The sequence below is a fragment of the Flavobacterium piscisymbiosum genome, from assembly GCF_020905295.1.
Lineage (GTDB): Bacteria > Bacteroidota > Bacteroidia > Flavobacteriales > Flavobacteriaceae > Flavobacterium > Flavobacterium piscisymbiosum.
In genome coordinates, this window is the sequence record NZ_JAJJMM010000001.1 from 2,633,288 (window position 1) to 2,645,504 (window position 12,217).

The window sequence follows — 12,217 nt, forward strand, 5'->3', positions numbered from 1 at the left end:
CAAAAAAGATGAATAAAAATATTGAAAAATTATTGTTTATTTCTGAGTCACTAGGTTTGAACGATATTATAATTGAATTAAAATTTATTGAACAAAGATCAAACGAAGTGAATAAAGAACTTGTTATTCCTATTGTTGGGGAATTTAGTTCAGGAAAAACTACATTAATTAATTCTTTGACTCATAGTAAAAAATTAGAAACAGCATCTAAACCTACGACCGCGACTGTTTACGAAATACATTTTGAATGTAAAAGAGAGCTTGTAGAGTTATTTTATAGTGATGGTAGAATTGATATTGTTGATGATATTAGTAGTTTTAAAAATGATCAACTTGATGATGTTCCATTAATAAAAGTATATGATACATCAAATAAGATTTCATCAACAACTATTTTAGTTGATACGCCTGGATTGTCCTCAAATAACCCAAGGCATATTGAGTCGTTAAGCAAATATTTACCAAATGCTGATGCTTTATTACTGTTTATTGATGTAAACCAACAAATAACTAAATCCTTGCTTGATTTTCTTACGATAAACTCATTGACTTATTTGCCATTGTATCTAGTCGTGACAAAAACTGATACAAAAACTAGTTCGGAAATTAATGATGTAAGAGCATATATTGCCAAAACAATTAATTTGCCTTTAGAAAATATAATAAGTATCTCTTCTGTCAAAAATGAATTAGAAGAATTTTATAGTTTGATGAATAATATTCAAAAAAATAAAAATCAAATCATTGATAGAGTTTTAAATTTTAGGTTAGAAAATATTTCAAAATATTTAATAAATCATATCGAGGAGCTAATTAAAAATTCCTCTTCGGATGCTACTTTAGATAATGAAGTTAAATCTCAAAAGAGAACATTAGAAAAATTAAACTTTGCGATAGAAAAATTAATAAGTGACACAAGATGTAATTTGGAAGATATTGGAGACGCTGCAAAAAGAGAATTTGAAAATCATGTTTCTGATAAATTAGATGCCATTATTAGCAAGCAAGATACGAATGCAGACTCTCAAGCGGTAGGTATTATAAATAGTACGGCAAATATTACATTGTCAAATTATCAAGACAATGTACGTAAGAGTCTTTATTTGCTGGCTAATGTACGTAAGAGCTCAGATTTAGAAATTCCTTTACGCTTTTTAGATAGTGTTGATCTATCTAATGTTAAAATGGATTCATTTGAGTACAATATTGATTTATCAGGCGCAGGACAAGAAACTGTGAGAAATATTTCTATAGGATTGAAAATTGCTGCAGCGGTAACAGCAGTAGCAATTACGGCTGGAGCTGCAACTGCAGCAATTGCACCCGCATCAGTAGTATCGACTGGAGTAGTAGGAACAGAGGCTGCAATTACAGCTAGTACATTAGTTAATGTTGCTGATACTGTTACTGATGTTGCAAATATTGCATCAAACATACGTACTCAAAAAGGTTTACTAAAATTTGAAAAAATTGGACATTACGTAGAAATGACCAAATCGAATATTTCTTTAGTAAATGATTATAATGTGAAGGCGGGTTCAATGATTGGTGCAAATAAGGAACAAGGATTTGTTGAATCAATTGTAGGCAATCTTACAGATGGAGTGTTAGGGAAACCGCAAAGAAAAAAAATGATTGATAGTTATTTAGAAAGTAATTTAATTCCTCAATTTAAATCAAGAATGAGTAATATTTCGTCTACACTGTTGTCAGAAATTAAAAATAGTTTAGAAAATGAAGCAGCGCAAAAAATAGCTCAGATGGAATCAAATTTACTTGAATTACAAAAATTAAGTAAAAATGAAAAAGAGTTATTTACAGATAGAATAAATCAATTGAAAGAATTCAAATCTAAATTATTATAAAATATGTTCATAGTATATATAATTATCGGAATCATGCTAGGTATATGTTTAAGTATTGTTTCTAAAGATAAAATTAAAGGTAATAACATAAATAAAAGAAATCAAACTGCTATTGAGAAATTAGATTTAGAAGGAGAAGTTATAAAACTCAAAAATAAAATTGCAGAAAACTGTAAAGTAATTGATAGTTTAAACGAGCGATTAAAGAACTCGAGACAAAAACTAGAATTTGAAAAAGATAAAAATGAAGATAGTTCAGATATCATTGAGAATTATAAGATAAAAAATCATTCTCTAGCGCAAGAAATTGAAAAAATGAAATTGGAATTAAGAGAATATGAAATATTGTATAATACCAGAAAAACAGAAATAGCTGATTTGAAAAAAAAATATGAGAATTTGTAAATTATGAATTTAGAAACAATAATAATTATTTTGGTTTTTTTAGGTGCTTTCGTTATATGCTTAATCATTAAATGTAAAAAGAATCAAAAAGAATTAAATTGCGATGCGCAAAATAAGGAATTGTTAAATTTTGATGAAATTAAAAGACTCAATGTTCAACTTGTTGAAATTCAAAAAGAAAATTTAAAATTAGAATCGAAAATTAATAATTGTAATTTTCAGGGAAGTCTAAAATTAAACGTTGATAATGAATATATCAAAGGAGAGGTAAGTCAAAATATTGAAGATAAGGAATTTGAAAAAGAAGTTGTAGTTGGGACTAATACAGATTATGAAACAAAATATTCAAAAAATATTCAAAGTCTCAAAGATGAAATCGAAGAATTAGAAGAGGATATTAAAAGTTTAAATTCTAAAGTAAAAATTGCTAAATCAGAGAATGATGTATTGTCAAATCAAGTATATTATTTAAAAAAAGCTAAACATAATTTAGAAGATGAAAATGATGAATTAATTAAAAGTAATATTCAGCATGTAGAACAATTTAAAGCAGACCAGAGTTCTTTAACTTTTATAAACGATATATTAACGGCAGAAAATGTATCTACAGATGATTTCGAAAATATTTCAAAAAAAACACTTGTAATAGTCAGTCATCTAAAGAATGAAGTTAGAAATTGCTTATTGGAGATTGATAGAAATATCCAACATCCTTCAGATGAAGAATGTGATTATTGGCGAAATTTAGAATTAAAAGATTGGATTAAAAATAAAAAAGTAATTGGAATTGTTGGAGAGTTTTCATCTGGTAAAACCTCCATCATAAATAGAATTCTGTTACAAGATGATCCTGAAGCAGTACCATTGCCTGTTAATTCTAAAGAAACTACTGCAATACCTACATACATTTCTAAAGGTATTGACTTTAATTGTCATTTTTATTCTCCTTCCGGAGAACTAAAAAAGATTACAAAGAAAACTTTTGAGTCATTAACAAAATCTGAGTTAGACAAAATTAATATTTCATCCTTAATAAAATATTTTGTAGTGTCTTATAATAATCCAAGATTAGAAAATATCAGTATTGTAGACACGCCCGGTTTTGGTTCGAACAGTAATGATGTAATTAAAAGAACAGTTGATGTTGTAAAAGATTGTGATGCATTGTTTTGGGTAATTGATCCAAATGCTGGTGCTTTAAATCAGTCGTCACTTACTGTTATTAAAAATCATTTAGATTCTATTCCATTATATTTAATTATTAATAAATGTGATAATAAAAGCCCGGCAGATCTTGATATAACGCAGAAAGAAATTGAAGAAACTATTAAAAAAAATGAAATAAAGATAAATGGAATAATTCGATTTTCTAACAAATATGACGTAGTAGGACTGATGGAATTAATCAGTCAAGTTAGAGGAAGAAAACATTTGGGGATTATTAAAGAGGTATTGAATGAAGTCGATAAATTAATTAAAGAAAATACTTCTACTTTAAAAAAGGAGTTGAATCAGCAGAAAATTTATAGCAATGAAGAAGATGCAATAAAGTACAAATTAAAGCGAATTGAAAAAGACGTTCAATATTCAGCAGGAAATATTGAACAATTAGTTAAGTTTGAAACGTCTTTTTGGAGTAAAGATTACTTTAGAATAGAAAAAAACGATCATAGTGAGTTTGAACTTAATTTAAGTTCAATATCAGAACTATCAAGTACTATTACCAAAGAAAGTGAAAATCATTCGGTTCTTATTAAAAAACAAGCGGAGTCGAATGAAAGAATCAGTATCATTAAAAGCCAATTAAAAAAATTACAATCAGCTAAGACGAATTTCATCAAGACAGTAGAGATTTATAACCCTAACTTATTAATATAAGCATATATGCAATCAAATATTTTTCAAGATATACAAGATAAAACAAATCAATTAAAGAAGTATGTGCAGCACGCTTTGGATAGTAATTGGATTAATGTGGAAAAGTTCAATGAAGTAATCCAAAAAGTTGAGAATGACAAATTAACCATTGGTGTAATTGGTCAAATGAAATGTGGTAAATCTACCTTTCTAAATGCATTAATTTTTCAAGATGAGGTTTTGCCAGCTGCAACCACACCGATGACAGCGTCTCTGTGTATAATTACTTATGGAGAAGAAAAAAGCTTAGACATTGAGTTCTTTACTACAAATGAATGGGATGATTTAAAGTATCAGGCCTCAAGGAGTTTAGAAGATGTAAAATCCGATGAGAATTTAGTATCCAAAATTAAAGCAGCAAAAGAGATAATTTCAAAATCTATTACTATTGAACATGAAATTAATTCATTATTAGGAACCAAGAAAAAAGATGATTTAGCAAATTTAATACAGTATGTTGGAGCGAATGGGAAATATATTGCAATTACAAAATCGGTCAAAATATATTATCCATTAGATTATCTAAAAGGTGTTGAAATTGTGGATACTCCGGGCTTTAATGATCCTGTAGTTTCTCGTGAAGAAAGAACGAAAGATTTTTTAAGCAAAGCTGATGTGGTAGTAATGTTACTTTCTGCTGCAAGACCTTTTGATAGGAGTGATAAAGATATTATCTACAATAAGATTAGAACTATTGGAATGGGGAAAATTTTAATAGGTGTTAATAAGTACGATCTTAGTTATGAACAAGGCGAAACTCCAAATCAAATTATATCATATGTGAAAGCTGAATTGCTTAAAGCAAGCGAGGAATTTAAGAACAGTTTTATAGGAGAATTAGTAAATGAACATGCTCCATTATTGATTTCAACAAATATGGCTTTAATGTCTAAATTACCAATCTCAAGAATAACTCAAAATGAGAATTTGAAGCATTATTATGACAAGGCTCTTGGTGTTTTTGAAATATCATCTCAAGCAGAAATGTTTGAAAAGAGTTTAATGAAAGAATTTGAAAAAGCTGTTAAGGATATTATCTTAAAATCAAAAGATGAAATTTTATTAAACAAGGCTAAAAATCAAATTAAGGAGATTGGGTCGAATAGAAATGATGAACTCGTTAAGGAAATAGGGGAAGTTGCTAATGTCATAAAAATATTGGAAACACCAAATGAAGAATTACCTGAACTACAGAAATCTGCGCAAAAAGTAAAAAGAAGAATAAATCGAAAAATTGATAATTTAGAAGTTGATATAACTGAGATTTTATTGAAAAATATCAAAAAAGTAGCAAATGAAACAGAAGACTCATTGGCTGCTTCTAAAAAGAGATGTTACAGAATAATTGACGATGCAACTGCTTTTTCTTCTGAGGATGCAATTTATCATAAATTTAATGCTGAATTTGAAAGTTTAGATAGAAAAACAAAAAGAGATTTTGAGAATTTCAACGATGAAATTAATAGTAGTATAAAAAAAGAGATTAATAACTTTTTGTATGAAATTAAGGAAATAGTAGATGATTATGTAGAAGATTTTGATATTAAAGAGTATTTTGGAAAAATTAAAAAGGAACTATTACAAGATTTAGTTAGTATCCAAATAGTTGACTTGATAACTAAATACGATAATTTAACAGTGAAAGAAAGAGATTCGCTAATTAAAGAATTAGGAACAGCCGTTCTCATTGGAGCACTAGCAATTCCAATTATGGTAACTGATCTTTTTAATTTTAAATCAGATTTAAGAGAATTAGTTAGTGATAATTACTCATTATTTGATTTAGGCCGCATTAGCTTAAATGTTAAAGGAAATGGGGAAGAATTGATAAATAATGTAAAAAAAATGTTTTTGGATGATTTTATAAATCCTATTGAACAGCAAATAGATGATGTTATCAATAATACGACTAATAGAGAGAATGATTTGAAAATCAATAAAGAAAAATTAGAAAACTTAAAATCTGCTAAATCTTTAATTGAATCTCAAATTAAACAAATGAAAGAATTGGAAAGTTATCTTTAAATGATTATTTACTCCCATAATCTTAAAAATTAGATTTTAGAATATAATATTGAAAAAGGTTCCGTTTTTTTAACCGAACCTTTTGACTTAAGTCAATAATTTTCAGAGGCTCTCCTTAATTCTTCTTTGATTTCATGCGCCAGCCATTGCGGTTCTATTACCCTAACCAAGCTCCCATATTTCAACACCAGTTGTTTAAACTCAAAATTAGGATGAATACGTAATTCAATATCGTAAGTGTCTTCGTTATCGGTGTTGATTTCCTTTTGAGAATGATGTAAAGGTAGCGAGACAATATATGGTTTTTGTGAAATGTGGAAAGACAGTTGTATCTTTTCCATTTTATGATCCACATAATTAAGACCAATTACATTTCTAAATTTATCAATGGCTTCTTCTGTTTTTTGCTTGAATTTTTTAGTACCCATTATAATGTCTTTTAATCGATCAATTCCAAAAGTGCGATAGCCTTTCTCAGTTTCGCCAATAACATACCAGCGATTTTGGTATTGTTTTAAAAAATAAGGCTTCAGTATATAATTTTCTTCTTTTAAGTGATAAAAACTATAATGTCCAAAGCTAATGGGTAGTGCTTGATGGATAGCTTCCAAAATAACTTTGAAATTTGGAATCGAAGAAATGCTAGCTTTGTTTTCAAATTCAACAAAAGCTAGTGCGTTATTTGTTTCATTAAAGCTAGATTTAATTAGTTCAGCTGTTGATAGAATTTCAATATGACTTAAAAAAGATTCAATATTAGCTGATTTTTCTTCGTCTAAATAATAGTGCTTATTACCTTTATTAAGTGTAATAACAATACCATAATCTTCATTTAATGTTTTTACATATCGTTGTATTGTTCGTACCGATAGATTCTTATTCTCCTTAACAGAAATTTCTTTTATAAGAATGTCACGAGGCATTGATTGGTTTTTTTTTAATAATTCAACTAGGATTTTAGTGCGATACACTTGTGGTGAATTCAGGTGTGTTTGATTTTCTTGCATTTTCTTTTTTTGATAGATCAAAATTAAAAAACAAAAACGACAATTAGTGTCGCTAACTGCTTTTTTCAAATAAATAATAAGCGACACTAATTGTCGCGTTTGGACAATAATTTAGCTCCGAAATTTTAAAACAAGTATTATGAAAAATTTATTTAAAAAGAAAAACAGCGAATTAGACTTTAGTAGTCTAGGTACCATTTTGAGTACAAGTGTGGCAACTGGAGTTGCTATTGCTAATTATTCAGGGAAAAATTCTAAAACAGCGGGAATTATAAGTGCCGGGTTATCGCTATTGGTTACGGGCTTAATTACCGCAGTGGATGATGATAATTCAAAAAATAACAAATAAAAACTAATTAGCGATGATACAATATATTATTACCCGTATTTTATGTTTCATAATGTGGGTGCTTTTTGCAATCGTTGCATTACCAGTTGGGGTTGCAGTGTTGTTGACAAAGTGGTTTCCGGTTTTTACTCAGGATGGAGGTTTTTGGTGGTGGTCCGTTTTTGCCATTTTTACTATTGTGGCATACATAGTGTTATGGAAGCCGCTACTTTGGATAATAGGAATTTTTCAGCTTTTGGGAGGTGCTGGACAATAGAAAGAGATTATTTTACTTTATTGTATTGTTGGCGCAGAATATAATTCTGCGCTAAACAATATATGAGATTATTTTTTCCAATTTAATTATCCATTTAAGTTTTCAATTTTTGAAATATAATATTGTTTGAAAAATTCTATTAATGAATTATAATGGATTTTTTCTTCCTCGTCTATTCTTGCAACTTTAAGCTGCATTGTGTTTCTCAATTCCTCGTAGATTTTTTCCATCCTATAAAAAAGGTTTTTTCTTTCTTCTTTTATAGCATTGATATGATCTAATCTCTTTAGTCCAGAAAATCGATTGATGTATTTTTGCAACTCATCATATTCGACTTTTAGATCTTTTAGACATTGCAGTATCGTATTAGCAATAGTAGTTGTTTGATAGAGCTGTTTAAGAGTAATCAATTCGATTGAATACAATTTATTTTCTAGATGGTTGTGTTTGATTTTTTCCTTGTAATATTCGATGTAGTTCAAAACCTGTAATTCTAAAAGCTGTTGTTGAGATAATAACTGTTTTGCTTCAATGAATTTTAAATTCAAAATGAGTTTTCGTTGTTGTTTTTTTACTTCGGTTATTGATTTATCAACTTTTTTAATGCATATCAATAGCTCATCATAATTTCGTATCATAATAAAGATTTGTTTAATTCTCATAAAACAAAAATAAAACGACACACTGTCAAAGTGTGTCGCTACTATTAATAGTAAGAATCTTTAGTTTCTCTTATGCCAACTTCTTCCATTGGTGGTTGAATAGTAAAGTCCCTTTGAAGTACTTGCTAGTATTTCTTTACCATTATCTGTTAAATCTTGAAAATTGCCGTATGAAGATCCAGAATACCTTACATGCCAAGACCTTCCTGAGGTCGTTGAGTATTCAATTTTATTGCCGTTGGTAGGATTGATTCTAATTAATTCTTCTCCTTTGGTGATCATTTGTGACATAATACTTCGTTTTAAGTTTTGCCTACTCTAATTTGGTTTTCGGCTTTCCCATAAGACAAAGGAATTAGATGTGTATGCCAAAGTATGACGTAATTATTTAGAATCATTTTTTTGTTTAAATTAATTTCTAATAGATCCAATTCTTGAGAAAAGAAGGGTAACAGCCAGAGCCTTCCCAAGATTTTCATCTTCATTTACGGACATGATTATATCAGTTGTATATCCTGTTTTTTCTTGAATATAATCGTTGATTTCACCTATTTCATCTAAAGTTACTGGGATGATATGTGAAGATATTAGCAATGAAATAGATCCGAGATTCTCATTTGTTTGATTATTGAACAAAATTGATGAAAAAGCTATTTCAATTGCTTTTATTGCTCTTTTGTCACCGGAAGCAATCGAAAATTTTATCAACTGATGTTCTCTTTTAACTAATTCAGATTTTGTTTCTGTAGAGGATAAGATATTCCTTTTAGCTGCTATTTTTATAAAAGAGGAACATATATTTTTTAAATTCTCTTCATCATCAATTTGCTCATTTTTTTCAAATATGATTGAGGCTGCTAATTGATTGTTTATTTTTTGGATATTTTTATTCATATTTCTTTTTGAGTAAAGAAAATAGAACCGTATGCCAAAATATGACGTGAAATTAAAAAAACATAAATGATACCTTTTTAGTACTACTTATTATTTCATTATAAATTTTATCACGTTTTGATTACTTAGTTTTAGACTAGTCTGTAAAATCAATATAAATTTTTGTCATATTAAATTCATCTATTTCATTTGGAAGACAGAAATATTCTATTTGTACTTCTGTATTGTTTACTGAATTATCAAAACTTATGCTTCTGTTTTTACTATTAGAAATAAATAACTCTTGTAGATTTTTGTTTATGATTATTTTTTCAAGCTTATTATTAATTAGATTTAGATTTGTTAGGTCTTCATTTAATTTAATTTCTTTCAAATTATTAAATGAAAGATCTGATTCTTTCAATTTTCTATTTAAAGTGATTTTTTTTAGTCTGTTACCACAAGCCTTTAACGTTTTTAGGTTTTTGTTTGCATAGATTTCAGATAGTTTATTGTGGGTGACATCTAATTCTTCTAGTTTATCATTCAAAATTATTTTTTTTAAACCACTTTCTTGGACTGTTAGTTTTTTTAGATTTATATTTAATTCTAGATGGTTTAATTTGTTTTCAGAGAGATTTAATTCTTCTAAATTTTCATTTAAAACGATTTTTTTAAGTCGATTTACCGAAGCATTGAGTTTTTTTAAGTTTTTGTTTAATATTATTTCTTTTAGTTTATTATTAGAAATATCTAATTCTTCTAGATTTTCATTGAGTGTAATTTGGCTCAGTTGATTATGGGAAATATCTATAAATTTTAAATTTTTATTCAAAATAATGGTTCGCAAATTATTTCTTGATAAATGTAATTTCTTTAAATGCTCTAATTTTTCACCAAGAATCAATGACTTTAAAGAACATCCTATAATGGATAGTTGTTCTAAATTAGTATTAAACTCAATTTGAACCTTTGGGTTAAGCTTAGAATCGTTATTAGTTAAATGTAATTTCTTTAGATTTTTCGGGCACTTTACAGCAGTTATAATACTGTAACAATCAATAGTTAGATCTAATTTTTCTAAATTATCATTTAACAGAATTTTACGGTTGTTCGATATATAGTATCCGGGTTCCATAAAAAATCAATCAAATGCATTTTGTATAATTCCTGAAACTGGGTTTATTTCTTGCTGAATATATTTGATTATATGTTTTGATTCTGTTCTGATGGTACCATGTTCTCCATGAGTTACTATACCGTTTCCGGTAATTTTTAACTTTATAATTCCGTTCTTAAATTTTTTCATTTCAATCTTGCTGGCTTCCAGTACATGTGTGTTGGTAGATGGTTCTAGGATAAGTGTTTCTTTTTGCATGATAATTAGTTTTAGGTTATGTTTCTATTGTTAAAAATTTAAAATACTGTTCTGCTGTCAATGGTATTATTTTTCCTTTTGGACTGACTTCTTTGTGCAGTTCAACAAGCATAATATCTCCTTGTCTTTTTAGTTCTTTTATATGTGGAATCACATTTTCATGGAAGCGAAAAGTACTAGCAATTGCTTCTAATGGATTGTCTTTGTATATAGATTCTATCCAAATCCAATGTTCTTTGTTAGTAGAAGTACACCAACATTTTACGACATATGCGAAATAATCGAGATCTGTAAATTCATTAGTACTGATTAGTTTTGTACAGTCGATCTGATACGTTTCATAAATTGCATGGTAGTTGGTGTTTGGTAGTGAATTTCCATACTTGTCAAAACATTTTCTAGTTACTTCTCGACCATCTGACTTAACTCTAGTAGCACCTAAGTTTCGTATTAAGTCATTGATATCGATAGTATTAAAAACCATGTTTCTGAAATTTGCATCATCTATTTCAAAAGCTTCTTTATAGCTATAAGGAAGAGTCTTGTCATAATTTTCAAGAAAATAATTACAGAGTGGTTTCAGTAATTCTATGTTTTCATAGACTGAAAGATATCGTTCTATGAATCTAGCCTTATTGGTATAAATTCCTTTCAATAAACGAAGTGCATTTTCATTTCCAATTGATTTTATATGGTGTAATTTCCAATTATAAGTTAAGTTATGTGACGTTATGATTTCTATAGTCATGTTTTAATTTTTTATAAAAGTATCTTACGGCTGTGCCAAAAGATGTCGGATTGAACTGATATATAAAATAAAAGCGACACTCGGATGGGAGTGTCGCTTTTATAGGTTCATTAAAATTCGTATAGCAATTGTATTTTAATTTCTGTCGTATAAATCTTTGATAATGTCTCTTCTACCAATAATTGCATTGTATTTTTCAACTACATCATTGAGTGTTTCATAGTCCTGATGGTGTATTAAGGATATTTCGGGATCTTTTTCGTACGTTGCAAAAACACCGTTAAAATCCATTCCTTTAATGCAAGGGACATACTGAGGAAAGAAATGATCATTCAACTTTTCGGCTACACAAACTAGTTCCATATAATATTCACTGGCGGCATCCTCATCTTTATCTTTCAGAAATGGTATGACAGCCTCTTCTATATAACATTCATATAAATCCATAGATCCCTTTATAACTGCTAATCGGTAAAAAAAATTTTCCGGAAATTGTAGTAAAGCAAGATTCGGACTTTCACGAATAATCATTTGCATTAATCCAGCCATTGCATCAGCTTTAAAAGTTGAGTACTTTAGGAAAATAAATTCTGCAAAATCACGACTTGCAGCTTCTTCAGTAGCGCTTTGCTGATAGCTTTTTACATTTTCTATGAAACGTTTTTTATCACCGTAATCATAACTGTCATTTAATTCTTTAAATAATTCTTCTTTATTCATAAGTTTAATTTT

The 12,217-nt window shown here is 28.3% G+C and carries 14 protein-coding genes; 6 read left to right on the top strand and 8 right to left on the bottom strand.

What is annotated here, in order from left to right:
• Positions 1-8 precede the first annotated feature (8 nt).
• Genes LNP81_RS11445 through LNP81_RS11460 form a run of 4 tightly spaced genes read left to right on the top strand, consistent with a single transcriptional unit; the run spans position 9 to position 6,212 of the window.
• Positions 9-1,865: a dynamin family protein gene (locus LNP81_RS11445; protein ID WP_230035920.1), complete on the top strand. Its 1,857-nt coding sequence runs from the start codon at positions 9-11 to the stop codon at positions 1,863-1,865.
• Between the two features lie 3 nt (positions 1,866-1,868).
• On the top strand, positions 1,869-2,270 hold the full coding sequence (locus LNP81_RS11450; protein ID WP_230035922.1) for a hypothetical protein: 402 nt from the start codon (positions 1,869-1,871) through the stop codon (positions 2,268-2,270).
• A gap of 3 nt (positions 2,271-2,273) precedes the next feature.
• Positions 2,274-4,148: a dynamin family protein gene (locus tag LNP81_RS11455; RefSeq protein ID WP_230035924.1), complete on the top strand. Its 1,875-nt coding sequence runs from the start codon at positions 2,274-2,276 to the stop codon at positions 4,146-4,148.
• Positions 4,149-4,154: 6 nt separating this feature from the next.
• Positions 4,155-6,212, top strand: a complete 2,058-nt coding sequence (locus tag LNP81_RS11460; RefSeq protein ID WP_230035926.1) for a dynamin family protein — start codon at positions 4,155-4,157, stop codon at positions 6,210-6,212.
• 92 nt (positions 6,213-6,304) lie between these two features.
• Here the strand turns inward: LNP81_RS11460 and LNP81_RS11465 are convergent, their stop codons facing one another.
• Entirely contained in the window at positions 6,305-7,219 is a 915-nt protein-coding gene (locus tag LNP81_RS11465) for a helix-turn-helix transcriptional regulator (RefSeq protein WP_230035928.1), read from the bottom strand.
• A gap of 139 nt (positions 7,220-7,358) precedes the next feature.
• Here LNP81_RS11465 and LNP81_RS11470 point away from each other — a divergent pair, with 139 nt between their 5' ends.
• Complete coding sequence (locus LNP81_RS11470) at positions 7,359-7,568, top strand: hypothetical protein (protein WP_230035930.1); 210 nt, start codon at positions 7,359-7,361, stop codon at positions 7,566-7,568.
• Positions 7,569-7,581: 13 nt separating this feature from the next.
• Positions 7,582-7,824: a hypothetical protein gene (locus tag LNP81_RS11475; RefSeq protein WP_230035932.1), complete on the top strand. Its 243-nt coding sequence runs from the start codon at positions 7,582-7,584 to the stop codon at positions 7,822-7,824.
• A gap of 86 nt (positions 7,825-7,910) precedes the next feature.
• On the opposite strand, the gene LNP81_RS11480 is transcribed toward LNP81_RS11475, so the two are convergent.
• The 7 genes from LNP81_RS11480 to LNP81_RS11510 all read right to left on the bottom strand — a co-directional run bounded on the left by LNP81_RS11480 (position 7,911) and on the right by LNP81_RS11510 (position 12,205).
• Positions 7,911-8,462 carry a hypothetical protein gene (locus tag LNP81_RS11480; protein WP_230035934.1) on the bottom strand — a complete coding sequence of 184 codons (552 nt, stop codon included), beginning with the start codon at positions 8,460-8,462 and terminating at the stop codon, positions 7,911-7,913.
• 84 nt (positions 8,463-8,546) lie between these two features.
• Positions 8,547-8,777, bottom strand: coding sequence for a beta propeller repeat protein (locus tag LNP81_RS11485; protein WP_230035936.1), 231 nt, complete (start codon positions 8,775-8,777; stop codon positions 8,547-8,549).
• A gap of 120 nt (positions 8,778-8,897) precedes the next feature.
• Positions 8,898-9,380, bottom strand: coding sequence for an FtsZ/tubulin family protein (locus LNP81_RS11490; protein WP_230035938.1), 483 nt, complete (start codon positions 9,378-9,380; stop codon positions 8,898-8,900).
• 136 nt (positions 9,381-9,516) lie between these two features.
• On the bottom strand, positions 9,517-10,497 hold the full coding sequence (locus LNP81_RS11495) for a leucine-rich repeat domain-containing protein (RefSeq protein WP_230035940.1): 981 nt from the start codon (positions 10,495-10,497) through the stop codon (positions 9,517-9,519).
• Positions 10,498-10,503: 6 nt separating this feature from the next.
• Positions 10,504-10,737 carry a hypothetical protein gene (locus tag LNP81_RS11500; protein WP_230035942.1) on the bottom strand — a complete coding sequence of 78 codons (234 nt, stop codon included), beginning with the start codon at positions 10,735-10,737 and terminating at the stop codon, positions 10,504-10,506.
• 16 nt (positions 10,738-10,753) lie between these two features.
• Entirely contained in the window at positions 10,754-11,485 is a 732-nt protein-coding gene (locus LNP81_RS11505; RefSeq protein WP_230035944.1) for a hypothetical protein, read from the bottom strand.
• Between the two features lie 135 nt (positions 11,486-11,620).
• Positions 11,621-12,205: a hypothetical protein gene (locus LNP81_RS11510; protein WP_230035946.1), complete on the bottom strand. Its 585-nt coding sequence runs from the start codon at positions 12,203-12,205 to the stop codon at positions 11,621-11,623.
• Positions 12,206-12,217 lie beyond the last annotated feature (12 nt).